General features: G+C 62.3%; 22 protein-coding genes, 1 tRNA gene and 1 pseudogene. 5 read left to right on the plus strand and 19 right to left on the minus strand.

Going from position 1 to position 25,243, the window contains the following annotated elements; genetic code table 11:
- Window positions 1-650: 650 nt before the first annotated feature.
- From RSO67_RS05760 to RSO67_RS05775, 4 genes are all read right to left on the minus strand, one after another.
- Window positions 651-1,292: an Isoquinoline 1-oxidoreductase subunit gene (locus RSO67_RS05760; protein WP_315842717.1), complete on the minus strand. Its 642-nt coding sequence runs from the start codon at window positions 1,290-1,292 to the stop codon at window positions 651-653.
- Complete coding sequence (locus RSO67_RS05765) at window positions 1,289-3,454, minus strand: xanthine dehydrogenase family protein molybdopterin-binding subunit (protein ID WP_315842718.1); 2,166 nt, start codon at window positions 3,452-3,454, stop codon at window positions 1,289-1,291. Before RSO67_RS05765 ends, RSO67_RS05760 begins: the two co-directional genes overlap by 4 nt.
- Before the next feature lie 3 nt (window positions 3,455-3,457).
- Window positions 3,458-3,922 (minus strand): (2Fe-2S)-binding protein, encoded by a 465-nt coding sequence (locus RSO67_RS05770; RefSeq protein WP_315842719.1) that lies wholly within the window; start codon window positions 3,920-3,922, stop codon window positions 3,458-3,460.
- Between the two features lie 161 nt (window positions 3,923-4,083).
- Entirely contained in the window at window positions 4,084-4,764 is a 681-nt protein-coding gene (locus RSO67_RS05775) for a TetR/AcrR family transcriptional regulator (RefSeq protein WP_315842720.1), read from the minus strand.
- A gap of 106 nt (window positions 4,765-4,870) precedes the next feature.
- Between RSO67_RS05775 and RSO67_RS05780 the strand changes: the two genes are divergently transcribed.
- Window positions 4,871-6,007, plus strand: coding sequence for an NAD(P)/FAD-dependent oxidoreductase (locus tag RSO67_RS05780; protein ID WP_315842721.1), 1,137 nt, complete (start codon window positions 4,871-4,873; stop codon window positions 6,005-6,007).
- Between the two features lie 5 nt (window positions 6,008-6,012).
- Here RSO67_RS05780 and RSO67_RS05785 read toward each other — a convergent pair whose 3' ends face one another.
- The 6 genes from RSO67_RS05785 to RSO67_RS05810 form a co-directional block, all read right to left on the minus strand.
- Window positions 6,013-6,963, minus strand: coding sequence for a 2-hydroxyacid dehydrogenase (locus RSO67_RS05785; RefSeq protein WP_315842722.1), 951 nt, complete (start codon window positions 6,961-6,963; stop codon window positions 6,013-6,015).
- A 110-nt stretch (window positions 6,964-7,073) separates the two neighbouring features.
- On the minus strand, window positions 7,074-7,766 hold the full coding sequence (gene rplA, locus RSO67_RS05790; protein ID WP_068731526.1) for a 50S ribosomal protein L1: 693 nt from the start codon (window positions 7,764-7,766) through the stop codon (window positions 7,074-7,076).
- Between the two features lie 6 nt (window positions 7,767-7,772).
- A complete protein-coding gene (rplK, locus tag RSO67_RS05795; RefSeq protein ID WP_068731528.1) occupies window positions 7,773-8,201 on the minus strand; it encodes a 50S ribosomal protein L11 in 429 nt (142 codons plus the stop codon).
- Window positions 8,202-8,330: 129 nt separating this feature from the next.
- Entirely contained in the window at window positions 8,331-8,861 is a 531-nt protein-coding gene (nusG, locus tag RSO67_RS05800; RefSeq protein WP_231080282.1) for a transcription termination/antitermination protein NusG, read from the minus strand.
- 12 nt (window positions 8,862-8,873) lie between these two features.
- Window positions 8,874-9,065 (minus strand): preprotein translocase subunit SecE, encoded by a 192-nt coding sequence (gene secE, locus RSO67_RS05805; protein ID WP_092151982.1) that lies wholly within the window; start codon window positions 9,063-9,065, stop codon window positions 8,874-8,876.
- Between the two features lie 248 nt (window positions 9,066-9,313).
- The gene (locus tag RSO67_RS05810; RefSeq protein WP_315842723.1) at window positions 9,314-11,455 is read right to left on the minus strand and encodes a hypothetical protein; all 2,142 of its coding nucleotides are present in this window, start codon (window positions 11,453-11,455) and stop codon (window positions 9,314-9,316) included.
- Between the two features lie 324 nt (window positions 11,456-11,779).
- Here RSO67_RS05810 and RSO67_RS05815 point away from each other — a divergent pair, with 324 nt between their 5' ends.
- Window positions 11,780-12,931: a GGDEF domain-containing protein gene (locus RSO67_RS05815; RefSeq protein WP_315842724.1), complete on the plus strand. Its 1,152-nt coding sequence runs from the start codon at window positions 11,780-11,782 to the stop codon at window positions 12,929-12,931.
- A gap of 69 nt (window positions 12,932-13,000) precedes the next feature.
- On the opposite strand, the gene RSO67_RS05820 is transcribed toward RSO67_RS05815, so the two are convergent.
- Window positions 13,001-13,076 (minus strand) — tRNA-Trp (locus RSO67_RS05820).
- Between the two features lie 132 nt (window positions 13,077-13,208).
- Window positions 13,209-14,399 carry an elongation factor Tu gene (tuf, locus tag RSO67_RS05825; RefSeq protein WP_315842725.1) on the minus strand — a complete coding sequence of 397 codons (1,191 nt, stop codon included), beginning with the start codon at window positions 14,397-14,399 and terminating at the stop codon, window positions 13,209-13,211.
- 174 nt (window positions 14,400-14,573) lie between these two features.
- On the opposite strand from tuf, the pseudogene RSO67_RS05830 reads away from it, so the two are divergent.
- Window positions 14,574-15,794, plus strand: a pseudogene (locus RSO67_RS05830) (serine hydrolase domain-containing protein).
- Between the two features lie 195 nt (window positions 15,795-15,989).
- Here RSO67_RS05830 and RSO67_RS05835 read toward each other — a convergent pair.
- Complete coding sequence (locus RSO67_RS05835; RefSeq protein WP_315842726.1) at window positions 15,990-16,757, minus strand: SDR family oxidoreductase; 768 nt, start codon at window positions 16,755-16,757, stop codon at window positions 15,990-15,992.
- 42 nt (window positions 16,758-16,799) lie between these two features.
- Window positions 16,800-17,537 (minus strand): histidine phosphatase family protein, encoded by a 738-nt coding sequence (locus RSO67_RS05840; RefSeq protein ID WP_309945066.1) that lies wholly within the window; start codon window positions 17,535-17,537, stop codon window positions 16,800-16,802.
- A 135-nt stretch (window positions 17,538-17,672) separates the two neighbouring features.
- On the opposite strand from RSO67_RS05840, the gene RSO67_RS05845 reads away from it, so the two are divergent.
- On the plus strand, window positions 17,673-18,458 hold the full coding sequence (locus RSO67_RS05845; RefSeq protein WP_315842727.1) for an SDR family oxidoreductase: 786 nt from the start codon (window positions 17,673-17,675) through the stop codon (window positions 18,456-18,458).
- 29 nt (window positions 18,459-18,487) lie between these two features.
- Here the strand turns inward: RSO67_RS05845 and RSO67_RS05850 are convergent, their stop codons facing one another.
- The 5 genes from RSO67_RS05850 to RSO67_RS05870 form a co-directional block, all read right to left on the minus strand.
- Window positions 18,488-19,729: an MFS transporter gene (locus RSO67_RS05850; protein ID WP_315842728.1), complete on the minus strand. Its 1,242-nt coding sequence runs from the start codon at window positions 19,727-19,729 to the stop codon at window positions 18,488-18,490.
- A gap of 119 nt (window positions 19,730-19,848) precedes the next feature.
- A complete protein-coding gene (locus RSO67_RS05855; protein WP_315842729.1) occupies window positions 19,849-20,760 on the minus strand; it encodes a DMT family transporter in 912 nt (303 codons plus the stop codon).
- Between the two features lie 162 nt (window positions 20,761-20,922).
- Window positions 20,923-21,834, minus strand: a complete 912-nt coding sequence (locus RSO67_RS05860; protein WP_315842730.1) for a DMT family transporter — start codon at window positions 21,832-21,834, stop codon at window positions 20,923-20,925.
- Between the two features lie 117 nt (window positions 21,835-21,951).
- Window positions 21,952-23,013: a phosphotransferase family protein gene (locus RSO67_RS05865; RefSeq protein ID WP_315842731.1), complete on the minus strand. Its 1,062-nt coding sequence runs from the start codon at window positions 23,011-23,013 to the stop codon at window positions 21,952-21,954.
- Window positions 23,014-23,035: 22 nt separating this feature from the next.
- Window positions 23,036-24,271 (minus strand): acyl-CoA dehydrogenase family protein, encoded by a 1,236-nt coding sequence (locus RSO67_RS05870; protein WP_315842732.1) that lies wholly within the window; start codon window positions 24,269-24,271, stop codon window positions 23,036-23,038.
- A 270-nt stretch (window positions 24,272-24,541) separates the two neighbouring features.
- Here RSO67_RS05870 and RSO67_RS05875 point away from each other — a divergent pair, with 270 nt between their 5' ends.
- Window positions 24,542-25,213 (plus strand): TetR/AcrR family transcriptional regulator, encoded by a 672-nt coding sequence (locus tag RSO67_RS05875; protein WP_068731633.1) that lies wholly within the window; start codon window positions 24,542-24,544, stop codon window positions 25,211-25,213.
- Window positions 25,214-25,243: the final 30 nt, after the last annotated feature.

The raw sequence follows: 25,243 nt of genomic DNA on the forward strand, positions 1-25,243 counted from the left end.
TCTCTCCGGTTGGCGGCCTCTATCGAGATAGGACCGCCGGGTTACACCCACCGCCCCACCTGAACCTGACCTCAAGACACGTGCTCATTAAAACACGCAGTCCAAAGACACGTCGGGCGAGACGATATGATAGCCTGCCCTCCCGAACCTTCCTGGCGAACCAGCACTGGCGCGGGGTGTCGAGGTTCGAACCAAATACGCGTCATGTCGCACAAAACGACATTGGCGAAATCCAGTCTTCACCCGTCTATGCTGGCTGCATCAAGTTTTACGATTAAGCCGTTGATGAAACTTGCGTTTATCTAAGGCGCCAGCAGTCTCGGACAGGATTCAAGATCATCGATAAGCCATCATCTGACTTATTGGTGACCCCTGCCCGCCTTCCTCAAATCCGCGTCGCGCGTCCCATCCCCTTCGAGCGATCCGTATGGATAGCCTGAAAGGAAAAGTCTCCTGCGATGTGGGTTGTCGGAGTGCGAACACAGACGCGCCAGCTACCAGCCAGCCCGCCCGGAAACGGTTGTTTAACGAGTCTTTTTCGTGTTGCCAAGCGCGAAATGCCGATGTGGCATCTTTTCTGCAGGGGAACCTTTTAGGCGCCCGGAGCGCAAAAGCGGAACCGGCCGAGCCGGCTCCACTTCCCGTCTATATCACCCCTTCGGGCAGGCCGCTCCGGCATCGGCCCAGGCCTTGATCAGCTCACCGAACTGCTTCTGGGTACCCGGCGCCGGGGTCCGGTTGCCACCGGGATGCCAGCCCCAGCCGACCAGTTCGTCTTCGGCCATGTGCTTCACAAGCGCGGCCATGTCCTTGCCGCCATTGCGCTCCTTGTCCTTGATCTGGGTGCAGATCTGGCCAAGCGTCTTGCCCTGCCAGGCCATCTCCGCCGGAGCGAGCGCCCACTTCGGATTGCCGGGGACGTTGGCGGCATCGAAGTTGTTTTCGTGGTGACAGGTGGCGCAAGCGAGACCACCGGCCGCGCCGACACCGCCCTCGCCGCGCACGACCAGCGGGATATGCGGCCGCATGCGGTCGGTCTGGGTCGGACGCTCGGTGGCCGGATGGCAGTTCATGCAGCGCGGCGACTGGATGACCTTGCCGGCTTCCGTAAACAGCGCCACGGCTCGCTCGTTCTTGTTCTTGATCTTGGCGAAGGCCGAGACCGACTGCAGCTTGGTCGGATTGCTGACCGCCGCATCGGCCTCCTGAAAGCCCGGTTCCGCGAATGCGAGGAGACCCGCCGCGAGGCCGCCGGCAACCAGCGCCAGCATCGAATGTTTGAACAAGCTCATGCTGAGGCTCCAGGTACGATCGGCAACTGCCGCGGTCTTCCCACTCCGAGTTTCGCCAGCGCGTTGGCAACGGCAGGCCCGAGCGGAGGCACGCCGGGTTCGCCGACGCCTGATGGCTTCTCGGTCGATTTCACGATGACCACTTCGATCTCCGGCATCTCATTGATGCGCAGCGACCGATAGGTGTCGAAATTGCCGGACACCGGCGCGCCGGCATCCAGCGTCTGTTCCGCATAGAGGATGTGACCGAGGCCGAAGCCGATGCCACCCTCCATCTGCGCGCGGATAATGTCGGGGTTCACGGCGACGCCGCAATCCACCGCGCACCACACCTTGTGCACCTTCGGACCGTCGTCGGTCATGGACAGTTCGACGACCTGCGCGACGAAGGTATTGAAGCTTTCGACCACCGCAACGCCGCGCGCACGGCCTGCCGGCACCTTGTAGTTCTTCCAGTCGGCGAGTTCGGCGACAGCCTTCAGCGCACCGGCATGGCGCGGTTTCTTGCTCAGCAGCTCGAGGCGACCTTCGATCGGATCCTTGCCGGCGGCTTCCAGCAGTTCATCGACAAAGGCTTCGACGACATAACCGGTGTGGGTGTGGCCCACCGAGCGCCACCACAACACGGGCACGCCGACATCGACCTGATGCATGTCGCAGCGGAAGTTCTCGACGTCATACGGGATTTCGTTCGAGCCTTCATAGGACGTTGGGTCGAGGCCGTCCTTGAACATCATGGACTCGAAGAAGGAGCCCTTCATGATCGACTGCGAGACAATGGTGTCGCTCCAGGCTTCGATCTTGCCGTCGCGCACGGCACCGCGCATGCGGTGGATGCAATACGGCCGATAGTAGCCACCGCGCATGTCGTCTTCGCGCGTCCACACCAGCTTGACCGGCTTGCCCGGTCCGATCGCTTTCGCGACTTCGGCGAGCTCGATGGCCTGATGCGTGCTCTGCTGGGCGCGGCGGCCGAAGCTGCCGCCGGCAAGAAGAACGTCGATCTTCACCTTCTCGATCGGCAGCCCGAGCACCTTGGAGATCGCCATATGGTCAGGCGTCGGAAACTGGCAGCCGTAGCGCGCATAGGCGGTGTCGCCGTCCCATTTCAGATAGGCGTTGAGCGGCTCCATCGCGGCATGGGCCAGATACGGGAAGACATATTCAACCTCGATGACGCGGCCACCTTTGGCCATCGACTCTTCGAACTTGCCCTCGGCCTTTACGAGTTTGCCGGCCGTCTTCGACAGTCCGCGGAATTGCTGCAGCAGTTCGGCGCTGCCACGCTTCTCCGCCTTGCTGTCATCCCAGGTGATCTTCAGCGCATCGCGGCCCATCTTCGCGGGCCAGAAGCCCTTGGCGTAGACAGCGACACCGTTCGACACCTGCTTGACGTCGACGACACCCGCCACGGCCTTCGCAGCCGTCGCATCGAAGGACGCGACCTTGCCGCCGAATTTCGGCGAGCGCGCCACGACCACCGTGAGCATGTCCGGCTCGTTGATATCGAGCGTGTAGAATGCCTTGCCATTGGTCTTGTCGGCGCTGTCGAGGCGCTTCACGACGCCTTCCTTGCCGATCAACCTGAACTGCGACGGATCCTTCAGTTTCGGATCAGCCGGCACCGGCATGGCCATCGCCTTGTCGGCGAATTCACCGAAGCGACCTTCATGGCCAGACGCATGTTTCATCACACCGTTATCGACAGTGATCTCGCCCGCCGGCACCTGCCACGCATCGGCAGCAGCCGCGACCAGCATCTGGCGCGCCGCGGCGCCGACCTGTCGCATCTGGATGTAGGAATTGGCGATGGCCGTCGAGCCACCGGTGCCCTGCATGCCGAACGCCAGATTCTTGTAGAGCTGCGGATTCGACGGCGCGTGATCGGCGCGCATCTGCGCCCAGTCTGCGTCGAGTTCTTCGGCGACCAAAGTCGCCATGCCGGTGAACGGCCCCTGCCCGAATTCGATGCCCTTGCACAGCACTGTGACGGTGTTGTCGGGCTTGATGATCAGGAACGTGTTCGGCGCGATATTGATCGACGGCTTTGCCGCCGCCTGCGCGAACAGTTTGTCGGCGCGCGCAACATAAGCGCCGAGCACGAGGCCAGCGCTGCCCTTGAGCAGCGTGCGACGGGAGAGTTTGGTGTCATGAACGGTCATGGCTCAACCCTCCAGAGATTTGGCGGCGCCATGAATGGCGGCGCGGATGCGGACATAGGTGGCGCAGCGGCAGATGTTGCCGTTCATCGCCAGGTCGATATCGTTGTCGGTGGGGGCCGGATTGACGCTGAGCAGCGCCGTGGCGCTCATCACCTGCCCGGATTGACAGTAGCCACATTGCGGCACGTCAAGCGCGACCCAGGCGGCTTGCACTGCTTTGGCTTCCTTGGAGTCGAGACCTTCGATGGTGGTGATTTCGCTGGTGCCGATGGCCGAGACGGGCATCGAACAGGAGCGGACGGTCTGACCGTCCACATAGACCGTGCAGGCGCCGCATTGCGCGACCCCGCAGCCATATTTGGTGCCGGTGAGACCGGCCCCATCTCGAATTGCCCAGAGCAGAGGTGTGTTGGGATCGACGTCGACCTGACGGGCCTGACCGTTGATCTTGAGAGTGAACGCAGCCATCGCTGATGTCCTATGTCGTCGAATGTACGCCTACATTCGAGTTGTTCTAAACAGCCGACATCTACATCCGCATTGCGGAATAACCCATTCAATTATTTTTGTACCGGCCGGGAACGAAATTCGCTCTTGCGAAACGGCCTTGCAGACCAGTCGCCAGCCGGTCAGAGGCGCCGCGACGCTTCGATGCCGCTCAGGATGAGATCGATTCCGGCGATAAAGTCCTGGCGGTCGTCGTGCCCCCGCAAATGTGCAGCCATGCTGCGGGTGAATGCATAGGCGTCCGGATCGAGCTGAGACCAAGAGATCGCGACCGCGTCCAGAAAGTCAGACCTGTCGATTCCTCGCATCCGGCCGAGCTGCCCGTTGGCCGCGTTCTGCGCACCGACGCCAAGGATGTAGTTCAGCAACGCACCCACCGTCGCCCACTGTTGCTCGTCAGGCACGCCAAGGGCGCTCACCTGCCGGCCGATGCGTTCGAGTATTCGCACCATGGGCAACTGCCCCGGAGCCCGTGTGAGCGCGGAGCCAACCCACGGATGCGCGTCGATCGCGTCGAACATATCCAGCGCGAGGGCGCGAATGATGGCCTGAGGCGTCGCACCAACCAGAGGTGCCTTCAGCGTGCGCGCGATAATGGCGTCGCAGGCGGCGGTCAGCAGTTCGCCCTTGTTGGGCACGTGCCAATAGATCGCGCCGGGGCCCGTGGCCAGCCGTTCCGACAGGGCGCGGAATGTCAGACCATCTTCCCCGCTGCCGTCCAGAATCGCGATCGACGCTTCGATGATGCGATCCCGCGTGAGCGAGTCTTCGCGTCGTGGGCTACTGCGCTTTTTTTTGATCATGGCTTATCTTGACATAAATGGAACACCGTTCCAATAGAATGGAATTCCGTTCCATCGAGGCCTTGGGGAATGTCCCGGGCCCGCCTGTGACTGCAAAGGTGGCGAGATGAATACTCATGTGGCGATTGTCGGCGCGGGGCTCGGCGGGCTGACGCTTGCCCGCGTGCTCCATGTTCACGGTATCGCAGCGACGATCTATGAAGCTGAAGCCTCGGCCGACTCGCGGGCACAAGGAGGCCTGCTCGATATTCACGAATACAACGGGCAGCTTGCACTCAAGGCTGCAGGATTGTTCGAAGCTTTCCGCGACATCGTCATCGTCGGTGCTGATGCCAAGCGGATACGCGACAAGGACGGCAAGCTGCTGTTTGACAGACCCGACATGGGTAACGGCAGTCGACCTGAGGTGGATCGAGGAGAATTGCGTCGGCTTCTGCTCGATTCTCTGCCCGCCGACACGATCCGTTGGGGACACAAACTTGCAGCGGCGTCTCCGCTCGGCGACGGGCGGCACGCATTGACTTTCTCCCATGGCTCAACGGTATCGACCGATCTCCTCATAGGTGCCGACGGCGCGTGGTCACGCGTTCGCCCGCTCCTCTCCGGGGAGAAGCCGGCCTATGTCGGCACGTCATTCATCGAGACGTTTCTTTTCGACGCCGACACCCGTCACAAAGCCAGCGCGGACGCGGTTGGCGGCGGCACGCTGATGGCGATTGCACCGGGCCAGGGAATCTTTGCGCACCGACACGCCGATGGAACACTGCAAGGCTACGTGGCCCTGAACAGGCCGGAGGACTGGATCGCCCGCATCGACTTCTCGGACCGGACGAATGCCCTCGCCCGCATCGCCGCGGAATTCGACGACTGGGCTCCGGAGCTGACAGCGCTCATCACCAACAGCGAGGGCGCCCCTTTGCTTCGCCCGATCTATGCGCTGCCGATCGAACACCGATGGGATCGCGTAGCCGGCGTGACGCTGCTCGGCGATGCCGCGCACCTGATGTCACCATTCGCCGGCGAAGGCGCCAATCTCGCAATGTATGATGGCGCCGAACTCGGACGGGCACTTGCCGCCAATCCGGAAGACGTCGAAGCCGCGCTTGTCGCTTATGAAACGGAGCTCTTTCCCCGCAGCGCGTCTGTTGCCGCGGAGACCGACCAGAATCTGAAGCTGTTCTTCAACGACAACGCGCCTCAGAGCGTGGTTGACCTGTTCACCAGTTTCCAGATCACCGAATAGCTGCCCTAAACCGCCACCGCGTACGGCAGCCCCTTGCCCGCGTAAAACGCGTCGAGATTGGCGATGACACAGTCCTGCATCGCCGTATGCGAGTCGAGCGTGTGGCCGCCGATATGCGGCGTCAGCACGACATTCGGCAAGGCCGTGAGTGCGTCGGGCGCGTGGGGCTCCTTCTCGAACACGTCGAGGCCGGCGCCGACGATGGCCTTGTCGGCCAGCGCCGCGGTCAGCGCAGCCTGATCGATCACCGAGCCGCGCGAGATATTCACGACCACGCCATTGGCGCCGAGCTTCTTCAGCATCGCGGCATCGATGATGTGATGGGTGTCCGCGCCAGCGCGCACCGCGACCATCAGCACGTCGCACCATTCGACGAGTGCGTCGAGGCTCGGCTCGTAGCGATACGGCACATCGTGCTTGCTGCGGCTGTGATAGGCGACGTCGCATTCGAAGGCCGCGACGCGCGATGCGATCTTGCGGCCGATCTCGCCCATGCCATAGACGCCCACTCTGCGACCTGGATTGCCCGGCTGCGGCGACATCAGCGGCGACGGCTTTGCGGAGGACCAGCCGCCTTCGCGCAGATACTGATCCGCGGGTAGCAGACGGCGTGTCACCGCGAGCATCAGCGTGAGTGCCAGATCGGCAACCGAAGCCGCATTTGCGCCCGGGCTGTTGCCGACTACGATCTTGCGCTCGGCCGCGGCCGTGAAGTCGACGCCGTCATAGCCGGTGCCGTAGCAGATGATGGCGCCGAGCGCCGGCATCATGTCCATCACGTCTGCCTTGAGCACCTGACCGCCCGCGGTGATCAGCGCGCGCACGTCTTTCAGTTGGTCAGCGGAAAAGGTCTGCAGCGGTGGCTTGCCTGCAGCGTCCAGAAGATCGAAGTGCTCGCCGATGCGCACCATCTGGGACTTCGGGAAACGCGAATAGATCAGAACCTTCTCGGCCATCGTGACGATCCTTTGGGGCATTCCTGCCGGGTCTAAAGAGCGGAAGACAAAAGAAAGGGCGGAACCGGTTGCCCGATTCCGCCCTGGTTTCTTGCAAGCCTTGTTCCGGCTTAGCCGAGCACGGTGCCCGTCTCAACCTTGACGCCGGGGCCCATGGTCGAAGACACGGCAACGCGCTGCAGATAGGTGCCCTTCGCGCCAGCCGGCTTCGCCTTGGAGACGGCGTCGACCAGAGCCTTGATGTTCTCGACGAGCTTCTCTTCCGAGAAAGATGCCTTGCCGATACCAGCCTGCACGATGCCGGCCTTCTCGACGCGGAACTCGACCGAACCGCCCTTGGCACCCTTGACTGCGCCGGTGACGTCCATGGTCACGGTGCCGATCTTCGGGTTCGGCATCATGCCGCGCGGACCGAGCACCTTACCAAGGCGACCGACCAGCGGCATCATGTCGGGGGTTGCGATACAGCGATCGAAATCGATCTGACCGGCCTGGACCTTCTCGAACAGGTCTTCTGCACCGACGACGTCTGCACCGGCAGCCTTGGCTTCTTCAGCCTTCGGGCCACGGGCGAACACGCCGACGCGCAGGGTGCGGCCGGTGCCGTTCGGCAGGGTGACGACGCCACGGACCATCTGGTCGGCGTGACGCGGATCGACGCCGAGGTTCAGCGAAATTTCGATGGTCTCATCGAACTTCGACTTGGCGCGTTCCTTGACCATCTTGATGGCCTCGGCGACCGGATAGAGCTTCTCGCGGTCGATGCCCTCACGGGCGTTCTTCAAACGTTTTCCAATTGCCATGACCGTTTACCCCGCGACCTCGACACCCATCGAACGGGCAGAGCCCTCAACCATCTTCATGGCCGATTCAATGGTGTCGCAATTCAGATCCTTCATCTTCGCTTCGGCGATCTCGCGCACCTGCGCTTTGGTCACCGCGCCGGCCTTGTCACGACCCGGCAGCTTGGAGCCGGAGGTGAGCTTGGCGGCCTTCTTGATGAAGAAGGACATCGGGGGGGTCTTGAGGGCGAAGGTGAACGAACGATCGGCGTAGATCGTGATCACCACCGGGATTGGGGTGTTCTTTTCTTCCTTCTGCGTTTGCGCGTTGAACGCTTTACAGAATTCCATGATGTTCAAACCGCGCTGACCAAGCGCGGGACCGATCGGGGGCGAAGGGTTCGCCGCACCGGCCGGCACCTGAAGCTTCAGGTATCCGGTCACTTTCTTTGCCATGTGTCACTCCTGTTGTGCCGGTCATCGACCGGCTGTTTCAGGTTTCGTGGTTCGGTCGACAAGCGGTTGGCAACCGCCCTCTTCCTCCCACGGCCTTAGAAACGCGAGGCGAACCTCGCGCTATTGCGATCAGACCTTTTCGACCTGACCGAATTCCAGTTCGACCGGCGTGGCGCGGCCGAAGATCGACACTGCGACCTTCACGCGCGAGCGTGCCTCGTCGATTTCCTCGACGACGCCGGAGAACGACGCGAACGGGCCATCGGCCACCTTCACGTTCTCGCCGATCTCGAACGACACCGACGCCTTCGGGCGCTCCACGCCTTCCTGCACCTGGTGCAGAATGCGCATGGCTTCGGCTTCCGAAATCGGCATCGGCTTGTTTTCCGCACCGAGGAAGCCCGTGACCTTCGGGGTGTTCTTGATCAGATGAAACGCTTCGTCGGTGAGCTGCATCTTCACCAGCACATAGCCCGGGAAGAACTTGCGCTCGGCGTCCATCTTGCGGCCGCGGCGCACTTCCGTGACCTTCTCGACCGGAACCAGAATCTGTTCGAACAGGTCTTCCAGGCCACGCTGCTTGGCCTGTTCCTTGATCGACTCCATCACCTTCTTTTCGAAATTCGAATAGGCGTGAACGATGTACCAGCGCATGCTCATAATTCTGTTCCGTCAGTGCATCGTGAGCAAAAAGGCGACGAGGTAGCGAATGATCTGATCCGCCGCAAAAAAGAAGATCGACGACAACGCCACCATGACGAACACCATGATGGTCGTGATGGTCGTCTCGCGACGCGAGGGCCACGTGACCTTGTTGGTCTCGGTGCGCACTTCCTGCAGGAATTTGAACGGGCTGAACGCCATCGTTATATGATCCGCATCCGTCGTGAGACGATTGAATTGATTTCAGGAATCCGAACAGCCCTCTTTGCGCCCAACCCTTTTTCAAGGATGAGCCGCCAAGCGGGCTCGTTCGTTCGGGGATTTGCCGCGTCGGATATCCGGTCACCGGGCCGACAGCGAGTGCAGCTTCCTACTTCGGACCGGGCCAAAGGTCAAGGTATCCGGGCCGGACAGACGGGGCCCCCGTCCCGCCCCTGATACCACCCCGATCAGCGCCCGCCCACCCCCAGCGACGGCTTGCCAACCGCCGCCCGGACGTGCCGGACCACGTGATCGGCCACGATGGCGTGGCCCTCCGCGGTCGGGTGCACGGCGCCGCTATACATGGCCGCATAGACCGGCTGCAGGATGTCGAACTGGGTAAAGCCCACTGCATGCACATTTGCGGTCAGAAACGCGTCATTCGGGGTGCGGAACAGGCGCCAGCGCGACGCATAGGGCAGATAGGCGGCCGGCGAATACGGCGTGAACTCCTCCTTGCCGATCCAGCGCCGCGGCATCGCCATCGCCTCGCCGTCCGCCTGCGGCCGCTTCGGATCGCGCGCACAGAGCCCGCGCTTGGTGAATTCGCTCTGGTGATCGGTGATGAGCTGGAAGCCGGTTCCGGCGCCGGTGGCTAGCGCCGGGCAGCCGCTTGATCGACCGTTGGTGATGCAGGCGGTCCGGGTGAAGAAATCGTTCAGAAAGCTCACCGTCTCGGCCAGCCGCTCGCGCGACAGCACCAGTTTCTTGTGGACGTCGAGACCGAGCGTCGGCTGCGCGCCGCACAGCGCCCCCGTCTCGTCGAACTGGATCGGCTCGTAAGCCGTCTGCAGTACCTTCGCGGGCGCCACGCCAAAACCGTCGCGCAAGGCATCGCGGAGCGCCACCATGCGCTCGTCGAGCTGCTCCATGTAGGCGCGCGACACATCAGGCGAGAACCGGATCTGCTTGCCGAGCAGGCTCGCGATGGGCGCGAGATCGCCGGCGGACTCGGTCATCGCATAGACCATCAGCGGCGAGAAGCCGACATCGTTGCCACCGATCGACAGCAGCAGCGTGTCGATCGGCCGCTTGCGCTCATTCGGCGCACACCAGGATTTTGTCACCGGCATATTGGCGACCTGCACGCTGCCGCTGGCATAGGTCGGCAGATTGTAAGTCGCACGCTGCGTGCGACCCGCGGGGCTTTTGCAGATCAGATCGGCGAGCTGATCAAGCTGCGAACGCACCATCGCGTTGCCGGCGCCCTCGCGTGCCTTCTTCTCGAGGAACAGACCTTCGGTGACCTCCGAGCCGGTACAAGCAAGGCTGACCAGCGTGATCGACCGGTGCGGATTCTCTAAGCTGAGTTGCAGGCCGACGCGAAACGGATAGCCGTATTGCGAGCGGTGGCAATCGGGGCTGAGCCAGCGCGGATTGGCGGCGTTGAACGCCTTGTCGAACTGCGCCGATGCGAGCGGGAAATAAAGCTCCTGCTCCTCGTCGGCGAGCTTGCGCCGCGGCAGGTTTTTGTAGTCGAAACTTCCTGCCGGGGCAGCGGGGGTCAATTTCTGCAGCGACTTGGCGGTGCTGCGTGTCGCCATCTCCTCGCGCATCAGGGTTGGATCGTAGACCATCTCGCGGACGGCGCTGAATGTCACCGGAACGTCCGGATTGCTCTCGCCCGAGGCAAAGGAATCGCCGAGCGCCACGATGAACAGATCCTCGACGACGACCTGCGGGTCGTTCAACGTACGACCGTCGGGCAATTTGACCTGGACCGATGCACCGGACAGGCTGCGATCGACGGCATAAGGCAGGCGCGTGATCTTGAGCGGCGTCGCGCAGGATTGCGTTGCGGTCTCGGTCCTGCTGCCCGGCCGCCGCGGCGTCCAGCTCCAGACGCAATCATACGCGCCGGCTTCGGCAATGCGCTCGGGCGACAGCCGGATCAGCACCGTATGCGCATCCGGCAGCACGTAGTCTTCCTTGGCCGTGCCCCATGAATAGCGCCGGTCGCAACTCGCGAGATAGCGGCCCTGCCGACTGTCGTAGCAGACGGCGTCGATGGTCTGCGACGCCCAGCCGAGACGCGAGCGATCGTAGCGCGCCCGCGCGGTGTCGGCGCAGCTGGTCGGGCTGGTCACGTCGCGGCAATCGGGATCGTTCAGCCGCCGCTCGGTGCGCCACACCACATCGGCGGGCGGCAGCACTAATTCATTGCGAGCGGCCGGATAGCCGCGCTCATACATCGCGAAGGATGCGGCATTCTTGAAGAAGCGAAATGGACTTTCCACCTGCCAGAGCAGATCGGCAGCGTGAGCACCATGTCCAAAGGACGACAACAGCAACGTCGTGGCCCCCACGACGAACGTCACAAGTAATTTCATTCTCGACTTCCGGCTGAATTCCCAACGGGTGTGTCGCACGCGCGGCAAGCCAGGTTCATCGCCGCGACCGCACGCCGCAGGGACGCAGCGCAACGCAAACGCGGGGAGCAGCACAATCGCGCATGATTGGCAAAGCCGATGTCGGACATGGCCATCAGCCTATTGAGCAAATTGCCCCGCGGATCGTCAGATTCCATTAACCCCGCGGCCAGACTAAAACGCGAGAAGCTACCCGGGTACTCCAGTAAGTGGATGTATTAGCAGACCTAAATGTTTTGATCGGCAGATTGCTTGTTTGATCGGCAATGCGACGGGCATCAGCGAATGACCAGCATCACCACCCTGTCAGAGGGAACCGACGCCTCCACGAGAAACCTCCGCAAGGATTCGGCATTGCGGATCGCGCGGCGCCGGACCGCCTATATCGCGCAGGCGTCGAGCTATCTGATCGATGCTGCGATCCTGCTGCTCTACGCCGTGATCGGCGTGACCACCGTGGCGACGGGGGTCGTGTATCTGGCCATCAGGCTCGCTGTGGTCGGCATTGCTGCCTATCTCTCGGAGATCCAGGTCAACGACCGTTTCAAGGACCCGTACCTCACGGTCCCTCTCTCCATCGTCAGCATCATCGTCCAGATCGGCGCGATCTATCTCGTGCCGCAGATCGGCTTCTACTTCATCTCCATCATCTTCGTCGTGCTCGGCTTCGCCGCACTCCGCATGAGTGCGCGCCAGACCGGCATCGTCTGGTCCACCGCAACGCTGGGCCTCGCACTGCTTTTTCTGATGACCGACAAGCCGATCGGCATTCCCATGGCCACCGCAACCGAGCGCGCTCTGGCGCTGGCCTGTTTCGTCAGCGCACTTGGCCGCTGTGCCAGCGCCGGCCTCTACGGCAGCTCGATGCGCGAACTGCTGTATCGTCGCAGCAACGACCTCGCGGCCGCCAATGCGCGGATCGAGGAACTCGCCCAACTGGACGAACTCACCGGCGCATTGAACCGGCGCTACATCATGAAGTGCCTGAACGACGAGATCGCCAAGGCCCAGCGCAACGCCACAACCTGCTGCATCGCGATCATCGACCTCGATCATTTCAAGAAGATCAACGACTGCTTTGGCCATCCCGTCGGCGACGAAGTGCTGCGCGCCTTTGCCATCTCCGTCTTCGCCAATATCCGCACCATCGACAGGTTCGGCCGTCAGGGCGGCGAAGAGTTTCTGCTGATCCTGCCGGACACCGACATTGATCTTGCGATCCAGACGCTGGATCGATTGCGCAGCCTGATCACGGAACTGAACTGGTCGGCGATTGCGCAGGATCTCGCTCTGACGATATCCGCCGGGATCAGCGCCATCAGGCCTAATGATACGCCGGAAGACATTTTGGCGCGCGCCGACCTTGCGCTCTACAGAGCCAAGGATACCGGCCGCGACCGCGTGGTGGCAGCGCCGCAAAAGCGGCAGTTCAGCTGAGCGGCAACAGGAGGCTCGCCTGAAAAACGCCTCGATGCCATAATTTATTGATATTTCAAATACTTAAAATGGCAGGGGCGGTAGGGCTCGAACCTACGACAACCGGTTTTGGAGACCGGTACTCTACCAACTGAGCTACACCCCTACAGGAAAACGGCGCACCGTCATTCCGCGCTGTTTGAAGCATATGCGACGCCTGATTTGCAAGAGGCGAAACCAGGGCCGGGAATCAAAACAGCGGGCAAGGGACAAATCCCCTGCCCGCCGTTTTTGTCGATTACTCGATGATCGAGGCCACCACGCCTGCACCGACGGTGCGGCCGCCTTCACGGATGGCGAAGCGCAGCTTTTCTTCCATCGCGATCGGCACGATCAGGTGCACTTCCATGGCGATGTTGTCGCCCGGCATCACCATTTCGGTGCCTTCCGGCAGATGCACCACACCGGTCACGTCGGTGGTGCGGAAGTAGAACTGCGGACGGTAGTTGGTGAAGAACGGCGTGTGACGGCCACCCTCTTCCTTGGTGAGGATGTAAGCCTCGGCCTTGAACTTGGTGTGGGGCTTCACCGAACCCGGCTTGCACAGCACCTGGCCGCGCTCGACGTCTTCACGCTTGGTGCCGCGCAGCAGTGCGCCGATGTTGTCGCCGGCCTGGCCCTGATCGAGCAGCTTGCGGAACATTTCAACGCCGGTGCAGATCGTCTTCTGCGTGGCGCGGATACCGACGATTTCGATTTCCTCGCCGACCTTGACGATGCCGCGCTCGACGCGGCCGGTCACGACCGTACCACGGCCCGAGATCGAGAACACGTCTTCCACCGGCATCAGGAACGGCTGATCAACCGGACGCTCCGGCTGCGGGATGTAGCTGTCGACGTTCTTCATCAGTTCGAGAATGGCGTCGTGGCCGAGCTTCACGTCCGAGTTTTCGAGAGCGGCCAGTGCCGAACCCTTGACGATCGGAATGTCGTCGCCCGGGAAGTCGTACTTCGAGAGCAGTTCGCGGACTTCCATTTCCACGAGCTCGAGCAGCTCCGGATCGTCGACCATGTCGCACTTGTTCAGGAACACGACCAGGGCGGGCACGCCGACCTGGCGCGCGAGCAGGATGTGCTCGCGGGTCTGCGGCATCGGGCCGTCGGCAGCCGACACGACCAGGATCGCGCCGTCCATCTGCGCGGCGCCGGTGATCATGTTCTTCACATAGTCGGCGTGGCCTGGGCAGTCGACGTGGGCGTAGTGGCGGTTGGCGGTCTCGTATTCGACGTGCGCGGTCGAAATGGTGATGCCGCGGGCCTTTTCCTCGGGCGCCTTGTCGATCTGGTCGTAAGCGGTGAACGTCGCACCACCCGTCTCCGCCAGCACCTTCGTGATCGCCGCCGTCAGCGACGTCTTGCCGTGGTCAACGTGACCGATCGTACCAATATTGCAGTGCGGCTTGTTACGTTCAAATTTTGCTTTGGCCATAGATCCACCTGTTAAGCCACGCCCGTGCGCAGCACCAAACCGGCGGCTGGTTACAAGGGAAAACGGCCCTGTTCAAGCCCGAACTTCTGGGCCAAGCTCGTCCAACCATGCCGGCGAGCCCCCTATGTAAGCCGGCAAATGACAAGATCAATCAAAGCACTATCGGGAGCCCACATGAACGCCCAAACTGCCGCAAAACACGCCATTTCCCTCGAGACCCCCGAGCTGCCGCAGGCCCGGCCGGAAACACTGGGATTGTCATCAAACCGTCTTCAGATCATGTCGGACGCGTTCAAGCGCGAGATCGACAAGGGCACCACGCCGGGCGTCACCATGCTGGTCTCCCGCCGCGGCCAGATCGGCTATTTCGAGGCCTTCGGCAAGCAGACGCCGGACGGCGCGACCGCGATGTCGCGCGATAGTCTGTTCCGCATCTTCTCCATGACCAAGCCGATCGTCTCGCTGAGCATCATGCAGCTGGTCGAGAACGGCCATATCCTGCTGAACGACCCGCTGGCGAAATACATCCCCGAATTCGCCGACACCAAGGTCGGCGTCGAGCGCAACGGCGCGCTTGAACTGGCGCTGCCGCTGCGCCCGATCACGATCCAGGACCTGCTGCGCCACACGTCGGGCATCTCTTATGAGATCACCGGCAACGGCATGGTGCAGCGGATGTACCAGAAGTCGAGATCTGCGCAATCGCGACATCACCAATGAAGAACATGCGAAGATCGTCGCGGGCCTGCCGCTGATCTGCCAGCCCGGCTCTGAATGGAATTACAGCCGCTCCACCGACATTCTCGGCCGCGTCATCGAGGTCGTGTCCGGCAAGTCGCTGGGCAACTATCTCACCGACAACATTCTGGCGCCGCTGCAGATGGCCGAAACCGGCTTCCACACAGCAAGCGCGAACAAGGACCGTATTGCCCAGCCCTTCCCCACCGATCCCTGGACCGGCGAGAAAGTCGCGCTGTTCGATCCGCTGGAGATTCCAAAGATGGAATCCGGCGGCGGTGGCCTGGTATCAAAGACCATGGACTATGCGCGCTTCTGCCAGATGCTGCTCAACGGCGGCACGCTGGACGGCGTCAGAGTGGCAGCCGCACGCTGCATCTGATGGCGTCCAATCACCTCAGCCCCAACGTGAAGCTGGAGACACATCTCGTGCCGCCCGGCCACAGCTTCGGCCTCGGCTTCGCCGTGCGCACGGACGAGGGCCACGCGCCCTATGCGGGATCGAAGGGTCAGTTCTTCTGGAGCGGCGTCGCCGGCACGTTCTTCTGGATCGATCCGCAGGAAGAACTGTTCGCGGTGTTCATGTCGCAGGGGCCGGGGCAACGCGAGTATTTCAGGACGCTGATCCGGAGCCTGGTCTACGCGGCAGTGGAGTAGCCAAACAGAGGACTCGTCATTCCGGGATGAGCGTAAGTCGGCATAGCCGACTGAAGCTCAGACCCGGAATCCCGACATGGCCTGGCGCTGTCGGAGACTCCCATGTCGAGGTTCCCCGCCACTCCAAGTGGAGTGGCTGAGGTTCGTGGCCGCCGCCTTCGGCGACGTCCCCGCCCCGGAACGACGAGATTGATCTCAGCTAATCGTCGCGCCGCCGTCGATCACCATCGTCTGCCCGGTCATGAAATTCCCGGCTGCCGATCCCAGGAACACCGCGGCGCCCGCGATCTCATCGGGGATGCCAATGCGCAGCAGCGGCGAGCGTGCGGTGGAGGCCTTGAGGTTCTCCGGATTGTCCCACAGCGCCTTGGCAAAGTCGGTCTTGATGAGGCCGGGCGCGATGCAGTTTACACGCACATTGAACTTGCCATATTCGCAGGCGAGATTGCGCGCGAGCTGCATGTCAGCCGCTTTCGAGATCGCATAGGCGCCCAGGATGGTCGAGCCTTTCAACCCGCCGATCGACGACACGATGATCACCGAGCCGTCCTTGCGTTCGATCATGTCGGGCACGACCATGCTGGTCAGCCAGTTATTGGCGACGATGTTGTTGTCGAGAATCTTGCGGAACTGATCGTCGGAAATGCCGGCCAGCGGCCCGTAATACGGATTCGACGCGGCGTTACACACCAGCACGTCGATCTTGCCGAACGCCTTCTTGCTTTCGTCGACCAGGTTCTGCAGGTTTTCCTTGCTGGAGATGTTCGCAGCAATCGCCACCGCAGTCCCCTTACCGAACTGCGCGTTGATCTCCTTCGCCACCTCGTCGCAGACATCCTGCTTGCGCGACGAGATCACCACCTTGGCGCCGTGCTCCGCCATGCGCTCGGCAATGGCGCGGCCGATGCCACGCGTCGAGCCGGTGATGACGGCGACTTTTCCGGTCATGTCGAACAGGTTCATGTTTCTCTCCCCTTGATCCGGCATGAGCCGGTTGTTTTTGATTTACGCGAGTTTAGTCGGTGTCACTTCCGGCCCCGCCGGCTGATGCATCGCTGCATGCGACGGATCGGCGATCCAGGGCTGCTGGTTGACCATCGGAATGCGCCAGCCGCTGTGGCCGTCGCTGGCGAGATGATCGAGCCGCGTCACCGAACAATTGTCGATGGTGAAAGCGAGGCCGCGATCCGGCTGATCGTTGAGCGCGAGGCCGATGGCTGCCTTGATCGTGCCGCCATGGGCGACCGCAATGATATCCTTGCCCGCGTGTTCGGCATTGATGCGTTCGATGCCGCGGCGGACGCGGTTGTAGAGATCCATGAAGCTTTCGCCATTCGGCGATGGCTCGTCGATCGGCGCAAACCAGTAACTGCCGACATTGATCGGACGGCTGGCGAAGAACGCGGCGCGGTTCATGCCCTGCCAGTCGCCGAGATGCTGTTCGGCGAAATCCGCTTCATGCGGCATCGCGTCGGGCTTCGGAAATCCTGCGGCCCAGATCGCACTCGCCGTCTGATGCGTGCGCTTGAGATTGCTGGCGACCCAGACGGCATTGCGCGGCAGGATCTTGCCGACCGCATCGAACACCACGCGGTCACTGCAGTCGCAGTCCATGTCCTTCTGGCCGTAGATATTGCCGCCGTCACTCCGCACCGGCGCGTGTCGCACCCACCACCACCGCGTCGCCGTCACACCTTGAGGGACTGTATGCTGCGCCACGAACGGTTTCTCGGCGTTGGACATCGTGACCACCCTTCAATACTGTTTCATCCGTCCTACGTCAGAGCGCGAAGCGCCTCAAGCATCTTCGCAGCTTGGCACGCATCATTGAATTCCATATGGCGGCACGCCGCACAAAAAACATACAGGGAGAGAGTTATGGGCCGCCTCGCAGGCAAATCCGTCATCATCACCGGCGCAGGCAGCGGCATCGGCCGCGCCGCGGCGCAATTGTTCTCGCTGGAAGGCGCGAAGCTCATCATCGTCGACCGCAGCGAGAGCGTGCATGAGACCGCCAAACTTGTGAGCGATGCCGGCGGCACCATTGAAGCGATCACGGCGGATGCCGGTTCCGAGAGCGATGTGAAATCCTATGTCGAAAAGGCATTATCAAGATACGGCAAGCTCGACGCGATCTGGGCCAATGCCGGCGTATCGGGCGGCCTCGTGCCGCTGCTGGAACAGACCGTCGAGCAATGGCAGGAGATCCTGCGCATCAATCTGATCGGGCCGTTTCTCGCAATCAAACATTCCATGCCGCATATGGTGAAACAGGGGCACGGCTCCATCGTCCTCACCGCCTCCGTCGCAGGCCTGAAGTCCGGCGCGTCCGGCCATCCTTATGCGTCGAGCAAGGCCGGCGTCATCAGCCTGGTGCAGACCACGGCCTATTCGCTGTCGGGCACCGGCGTGCGCATCAATGCCGTATGCCCCGGCCTGATCGAGACCGGCATGACCAAGCCGATCTTCGACAACGCCAAGGAACGCGGCACGCAGGGCAAGATCGGCCAGCTCAATCCGCTGAAGCGCGCCGGCCAGCCGCATGAACTCGCGGCGATGGGATTGTTTCTGGCGAGCGACGACGCGTCCTACGTCAACGGTCAGGCGATCCCGGTGGACGGCGGCCTGACAGCATCGATGCCTTACGCGGGCAAGCCGATCTAAGACGGAACGCGGGATGGGTTTGGCTTCGCTCAACTCATCCTGCGATCCAGAACAACTGCTGCATGGCCTCCTCGCGGTGCGGCCAATACGGCAAGCGCCGAGGCCACCTGAATGGCGACGCCGATGAAAATCGGTGTCGCGTAGCCGCCCGTAATGTCGCGCAGAAGCCCCATGGTTGCCGGCCCACAGGCATTGATCACGCCGGCAATCCCGATGGACAGTCCGAGAACCACGCTGAACGCGTTCGACGGGAATTCGCGCTGAACGATTAGCGCCGGCAGCGTGATGAGATTGCCCATCGAAAAGCCGAACACCGCGCAGGCAAGGAATAGCCCGGTCGTGCTGGTCGATAACCCCAATACGCTCAGTGCCGCAGCCTGGCTGAGGATCGATACCGCGGCAACGCGGCGTGGGTCGACGCGGTCGGCAACGAGACCAAGCGCAATGCGCCCGACCAGCGACATGGCGGTTGTGAGCGAGACCGCGCCGCCCGCCGACTGAAATCCGATTACCGGCGTCAGGATCGATATCTGATGCACGATGAACGCAACCTGCACCAGGATCGCGAACGCGAATGGTGCGGTCAAGCTCCAGAAGCCGGGATCGCGCAGGAGGTCTGCACGTGACAATGGCGGAGCCGCATGTACAGCTTCGGCAATCCGCCGTTCCCCTGCGCGCGGGAATCGAACCATGATTGCCACGACCGGCACAAGCATGATGGCCAACACGGCGGCGGCGATATCCAGCGCGTGACGAAATCCGGTGGCTTCGACTAGCAGGACCAGACCGGGCATTAACAAGATGCCACTGAACGTCGCCCCGGTGAAGGTGAGACTGATCGCCAGGCCGCGTTTGCGGTCGAACCACGCACCGACGATCGCCGCAGCAGTGATCGTCCCGAGGCCGACCCAGGCCAGCGCGAGCACGACAAAGCCCGCATAGAGATGCAGGAGAGAGTCCGCCGATGCCAGCAATACAAGACCTGCCGCAAGCGCGGCGACGCCCGCAAGGACCAGGCTGCGCGGACCGATCCAGCGCAACAGATCGCTGACGAACATCGATAGCAGGGAGCCCAGTACGAGACAGAGCGTACTTCCCGTTGCGATTAGCCCGGTCGGCCAATCGTTGAGGCGGCGGAGTTCGGCGACATAGATGCCCTGCCCGTACAGGCCGAAACCGAAGATCGAGATCTGGACCAGAAACAGGGCGGCAACAATCCGCCAGCCCATATAGCGCAACGACGTCTCGTCAGCCGGATCGGTCTCGGCCATCGCATGCGTTTGCATTTCCCCACCGCCGCGCTCAATGCGTCTCCATAGAACGCTACCTATGATTGCAGCGCCATGCCATCGCTGCGTATCGGATGGCGGTCAAGAAATAACGCAGAGCGTTACAATCCGTCAGGCGGAGCGTTCGACGAATTCGTCGCCAGCAAACGGTCGCGCACGCGCTCGCGGTGGAACGTGTAGATGCCGGACAACACGATCACGCCCGCGCCGAGCACCATCATGGCGTCGGGTACATCACCGAAGACCAGATAGCCCAACAGCATCGCGTACAACATCTGCGAATAGCGCATCGGCGCGACCGACGAGACGTCGCCGACGCGCAGCGCGAGGATGACGCACTGGAATCCGATCAGTGTCATCACCGCCGCCAGCGCCAGCAAAGCGAGCAGATGAACCGATGGCACGCTCCAGTCCCCGTGCAGCAGCGTGAACACGGCCCCTGCCAGGGTCACCGCAACGGCGGTGAGAAAGGTCACGAACAGCGTGGGAATCTCGGCCGGGATGCGTTTGGTGACGAGATCGCGCGTGGCGTAGAACAACACCGATAGCAGCGCCACCAAAGTGAACTGGCTGAACCCCTCGGCACCCGGCCGCACGATGATCAGCACGCCAATGAAGCCCGCGGCAATCGCCAGCCATCGCCGCCACCCCACCGGTTCGCCCAGGATCAGCACGGCGCCGCAGGTCATCACCAGCGGCAGCGATTGAACGATGGCGGTCACATTGGCGAGCGGTAGCGCGCTGACCGCGACCAGGAACAGCGCCGAGCCGCCGATCTCCCCGGAGATGCGCAGCGCCACTGACGGCACGAACAGCAGCCGCAGCGGCCGCAGCGCGCCCTGATGCGCCGCCAGCGCACCGATCATGACGCTGGCAAACAGCCCGCGCAGCATCATCACCTGGCTGAAATGCATCTGCACGGTGAGGAATTTGGCAATGGCGTCGTTGATGCTGAAAGTAGCCATGGAGACAGCCATCAGCAGGCTGCCGCGCAGATTGGGAGAGAGAGGCAAGACAATCCTGGGTGAGTTACGGTCAGAGCAGACAGGCTCTGAACAGAGCAAGACTCAGGCCAAATGATTGCGCGTCATCTGCACCAAAACGGACAAGCGAGCCAGATGGCTCACGCGTCCCTGCCATTCACTGCGCGCTGGCCTGATGGCCCGGCGCCAAGCCTACAACCCATCCGGCGGCATGCTCGGCGCACTGGCCGCCGGCAACCGGTTGCGAACACGCTCGCGATGGAACGCATAAAGACCGGACAGCACGATCACCGACGCGCCGAGAACCATCGGGCCGTCGGGCACATCACCGAACACGAGGTAGCCAAGCAACATGGCCCACAGCAGTTGCGAGTACCGGAACGGCGCAACAGCGGAGATATCGCCGGCGCGCAGCGCCAGGATCACGCACTGATATCCAATCAGCACCAGCACAGCGGCGAGGGCCAGCAGGCCGAGCGACCGGTTCGAGGGTGGCGTCCAGCCGCCCAGCGGAACGAGCAGGATGGCGCCGACGATCGTCACAACGATCGTCGTCAATAACGTGACGAACAGTGAAGGGATTTCGGCCGGAATGCGCTTGGTCGCGAGATCGCGCACGGTACAGAACGCGACCGACAACAGCGCCAGCAGTGAAAACTGGTTGAAGCCCTCCACGCCGGGCCGGACCACAATGAGAACGCCGACGAAGCCCGCGGCGATCGCCAGCCAGCGCCGCCAGCCCACCTGCTCACCGAAGATGAGTGCCGCACCGAGCGTGATCGCGAGTGGCAGCGATTGAAAGATCGACGATACATTCGCAAGGGGCAGATGTGCGAGCGACGCCAGAAAAGTCACGGTGCCGCCGATCTCGCCGAATACGCGCAGCGCCACCGACGGCACGAACAGGATGCGCAGTGGACGCAGTGCCTTCTGCTGGGTGGCGAGCGCGCCGATCAGCACGACAGCGAACAGACCGCGCACCAGCATCACCTGGCCGAAGTTCATGTGCAGCGTCAGGAATTTCGTAAGCGCGTCGTTGAGGCTGAAGCCGGCCATGGCCGTGGCCATCAGCACGCTGCCGCGAAGATTGGGAGAGAGAGGCAAGTGCGTTTCCAGGTCGATCGACGCAGCAGCACTTGCTGCGGCCGGCCCTCTTAGCGGGGCATCTCTGAAGCGATCATGAAAGAGGCGCGATCCCCAGTCGGTCGCGCCTCCTATCGTCTATTTCGCGCCGGCGAGCTGCGCGTATTTCCACGACGCCTGCGCCAGCGGCACGGTGCGCTTGGCTGACTCCATCGCCTTGGCCGACGACGCGGTGCCATCGCGGACGCGGCCGGCAATGCCCTGCAGAATGCCGGTGAGCCGGAACAGGTTGTAGCAATAGTACCAGTTCAGATCCGGCACGCTCTTGCGGCCGGCCTTGTCGCAATAGATCCTGGCGGCTTCATCCATGGTCGGGATGTTGAGCGCCTTGAAGTCGAGCCCGTCGAGGCCCGGCATGATCCACTGCATCAGGAGATAGGTGAAGTCGGCCATCGGATCGCCCAATGTCGACAGCTCCCAGTCGAGCACCGCCTGCACCTTCGGCTGCGTCGTATGGAACACCATGTTGTCGATGCGGTAGTCGCCATGCACCACCGACACCCGCTCCTGCTCCGGCACCGACGTCGGCAGCCATTCGATCAGCCGCTCCATTTCCGGAATGAGCTGCGTCTCGGAGGCGCGATACTGCTTGGTCCAGCGATCGACCTGACGCGAAAAGTAATTGCCGGGACGGCCGAAATCGCCGAGCCCGATTTTTTCGGGATCGTAGCTGTGCAGTTGCGCCAGCGTCTCGATCTTCGCGGTGAAGATCGCGCGGCGATCTTCCTTCGGCACCGTTGGCAGCGCCGGGTCCCAGAAGATCCGGCCGTCTTCCATCGACATGATGTAGAACGCCGAACCGATGACATTGTCATCGGTGCAGAGCGCATAGGCCTTGGCGACCGGGAAGCCCTGCTTGCCCAATGCCGCGATCACCTTGTATTCGCGATCGACGGCGTGCGCCGATGGCAGAAGCTTGCCGAACGGCTTGCGCCGCATCACGTAGGACTGCTTCGGCGTATTCAGCCGATAGGTCGGGTTGCTTTGTCCGCCCTTGAACTGCAGGACAGTCAGCGGTCCCTCATAGCCTTCCACATGCTCGCGCATCCAGGCCTCGAGGCTCATCTCGTCGAAGCGATGCCGCTCCTCGACTGGCCTCGTGCCGTTATACTCGTCGTCGCGCTTCACACCATCGGTCACGTCAGTCTCCGCTTAGCGTTTCTTAGTGCTTCGACTCATTGGCATACTTGCGCAGTTCGAGCCGGGCGATGGCACGGTTGTGCACCTCGTCCGGACCGTCCGCAAGCCGCATGGTGCGCATCGACGCGTAGTCACGGGCGAGGCCCGCATCGTCGGACACGCCGGCGGCGCCGTAAGCCTGGATCGCATTGTCGATGATCTTCAGCGCCATGTTCGGGCCGGAGACCTTGATCATCGCGATTTCGAGCTGGGCGGTCTTGTTGCCGACCTTGTCCATCATGTCGGCGGCCTTGAGGCAGAGCAGACGGTTCATCTCGATATCGGTGCGGGCTTCAGCGATGCGCTGCTCCCAGATCGAATATTCGATGATCTTCTTGCCGAAGGCCGTGCGCGATGACAGACGGCGCACCATCTTCTCCAGCGCTTCCTCGGCCTTGCCGATGGTGCGCATGCAGTGATGGATGCGGCCCGGACCGAGACGGCCCTGCGCGATCTCGAAGCCGCGGCCTTCGCCGAGCAGGATGTTGCTGGCAGGCACGCGGACATTGTCCAGCTTCACCCGCGCATGGCCGTGCGGTGCATCGTCGAAGCCGAACACCGGCAGCATCTTCTCGATTGTCACACCCTTGGCATCGCGCGGCACCAGGATCTGCGACTGCTGCTGATGCTTCGCCGCGCTCGGATCGGTCTTGCCCATCACGATCATGACGGCGCAGCGCGGATCGCCCATGCCCGACGACCACCATTTGGTGCCGTTGATGACGTATTCGTCGCCGTCGCGCTTGATCGAGGTCTCGATATTGGTCGCGTCCGACGACGCGACATCCGGCTCGGTCATCAGGAAGGCGGAGCGGATCTCGCCGTTCATCAGCGGCTTCAGCCACTTCTGCTTATGCTCTTTCGAGCCATAGCGCATGAACACTTCCATATTGCCGGTGTCCGGCGCGGAGCAGTTGAACACTTCCGAGGCCCAGCCGATATGGCCCATCTGTTCGGCGAGCAGCGCGTATTCCAGATTGCTCAGTCCCGCACCGTGGAATTCGTCGTCTTCATGCGACGACGGCGGCATGAACATGTTCCACAGGCCTTCGGCCTTCGCCTTCTTCTTCAAGTCCTCGACGATCGGGATCACCTTCCAGCGCTCGCCCGCTTCGTCCTGCTGACGATAGATCGGCACGGCGGGGCGGACATGCTTGGTCATGAAGGAGGACACGCGCTCGAGCCATTCGCGCTGGCGGTCCGACATATTGAAATCCATGGGGCGATCCTCGCGTTTTTTAGAATTGTTGGCGGCACTGTTGTCCCGTCGCTGGATCACCGCAAGAGCAAATTTGTCTCTGCAAATGCGGCACAGATCCGCGCGGGGGCGATGGCGTTGAGCAGATGCAATATGCCATCAGGCGCACATTGACATTTCCCGACGCTCAAACGATAGTTTCATACACGCGTTTGAAATGCAATGACCCCGATCCGCGCCACTTGCATGGGGCCATGTTGCAAAAGGACCGGTTTTGATCAGGACGATCGCATGGCAGCAGACCACACACGGACGGCGATCATCACCGCAGCCGAACGGCTCTATGCCGAACGCGGCTTTGCGGATGTGACCATGCGCGACATCGTGGCCGCAGCGGACGTCAATCTCGCGGCGGTGAATTATCATTTCGGCAGCAAGGACGAACTGATCGCCGAACTGTTCGTGACGCGCAGCCTCGCCACCAATCGCGAGCGCCTGCGCGAATTGAAGGCGGCGGAGGAAGCCGGCGACGGCCGCGCCGACATCAATGCGATCTTTGCCGCGCTGGTCGGCCCGACGCTGCGCGGCTGTCTCGGCCCGGAGAAGCAGCGCTCGGATGCCGCACGTTTCATGATCCGCGCCTCGATCGAATCCGTGCCGCCGATCCGCAAGATCAAGAACCGCGAGGTCGATCACCTCAAGCGCTTCGCCGCGGCGATGCGCCGGTCCCTGCCCGATCAGGACCCCGCCGACATCTTCTGGGCGCTGCATTTCGCGCTGGCCATGGCGCACCAGACCATCCGCGACAGCGAACGCCTGACGCGGATGTCCGACGGGCTGTGCGACCTCAACGATGTGCAGGCGATCACCGACCGCGTGGTTGCGGTCGCTGTCATGGCGCTGACGGGGAAACCCGCCAAGGCCCCGCTGAAGGAACCGGCCAAAGCGAAAGCGCGCGCCTGAACGGTAAAGCCCGGTTCCCGCTCAGATTGC

Origin of the sequence: Tardiphaga sp. 709, assembly GCF_032401055.1 — a bacterium.
GTDB lineage: Bacteria > Pseudomonadota > Alphaproteobacteria > Rhizobiales > Xanthobacteraceae > Tardiphaga.

Excerpts from the sequence above, each read along its gene's own strand:
- RSO67_RS05760 (WP_315842717.1), bottom strand. The coding sequence starts at position 1,292 with ATGAGCTTGTTCAAACATTCGATGCTGGCGCTGGTTGCCGGCGGCCTC.
- RSO67_RS05765 (WP_315842718.1), bottom strand. The coding sequence starts at position 3,454 with ATGACCGTTCATGACACCAAACTCTCCCGTCGCACGCTGCTCAAGGGC.
- RSO67_RS05770 (WP_315842719.1), bottom strand. The coding sequence starts at position 3,922 with ATGGCTGCGTTCACTCTCAAGATCAACGGTCAGGCCCGTCAGGTCGAC.
- RSO67_RS05775 (WP_315842720.1), bottom strand. The coding sequence starts at position 4,764 with ATGATCAAAAAAAAGCGCAGTAGCCCACGACGCGAAGACTCGCTCACG.
- RSO67_RS05780 (WP_315842721.1), top strand. The coding sequence starts at position 4,871 with ATGAATACTCATGTGGCGATTGTCGGCGCGGGGCTCGGCGGGCTGACG.
- RSO67_RS05785 (WP_315842722.1), bottom strand. The coding sequence starts at position 6,963 with ATGGCCGAGAAGGTTCTGATCTATTCGCGTTTCCCGAAGTCCCAGATG.
- rplA (WP_068731526.1), bottom strand. The coding sequence starts at position 7,766 with ATGGCAATTGGAAAACGTTTGAAGAACGCCCGTGAGGGCATCGACCGC.
- rplK (WP_068731528.1), bottom strand. The coding sequence starts at position 8,201 with ATGGCAAAGAAAGTGACCGGATACCTGAAGCTTCAGGTGCCGGCCGGT.
- nusG (WP_231080282.1), bottom strand. The coding sequence starts at position 8,861 with ATGAGCATGCGCTGGTACATCGTTCACGCCTATTCGAATTTCGAAAAG.
- secE (WP_092151982.1), bottom strand. The coding sequence starts at position 9,065 with ATGGCGTTCAGCCCGTTCAAATTCCTGCAGGAAGTGCGCACCGAGACC.
- RSO67_RS05810 (WP_315842723.1), bottom strand. The coding sequence starts at position 11,455 with ATGAAATTACTTGTGACGTTCGTCGTGGGGGCCACGACGTTGCTGTTG.
- RSO67_RS05815 (WP_315842724.1), top strand. The coding sequence starts at position 11,780 with ATGACCAGCATCACCACCCTGTCAGAGGGAACCGACGCCTCCACGAGA.
- tuf (WP_315842725.1), bottom strand. The coding sequence starts at position 14,399 with ATGGCCAAAGCAAAATTTGAACGTAACAAGCCGCACTGCAATATTGGT.
- RSO67_RS05835 (WP_315842726.1), bottom strand. The coding sequence starts at position 16,757 with ATGAACCTGTTCGACATGACCGGAAAAGTCGCCGTCATCACCGGCTCG.
- RSO67_RS05840 (WP_309945066.1), bottom strand. The coding sequence starts at position 17,537 with ATGTCCAACGCCGAGAAACCGTTCGTGGCGCAGCATACAGTCCCTCAA.
- RSO67_RS05845 (WP_315842727.1), top strand. The coding sequence starts at position 17,673 with ATGGGCCGCCTCGCAGGCAAATCCGTCATCATCACCGGCGCAGGCAGC.
- RSO67_RS05850 (WP_315842728.1), bottom strand. The coding sequence starts at position 19,729 with ATGGCCGAGACCGATCCGGCTGACGAGACGTCGTTGCGCTATATGGGC.
- RSO67_RS05870 (WP_315842732.1), bottom strand. The coding sequence starts at position 24,271 with ATGGATTTCAATATGTCGGACCGCCAGCGCGAATGGCTCGAGCGCGTG.
- RSO67_RS05875 (WP_068731633.1), top strand. The coding sequence starts at position 24,542 with ATGGCAGCAGACCACACACGGACGGCGATCATCACCGCAGCCGAACGG.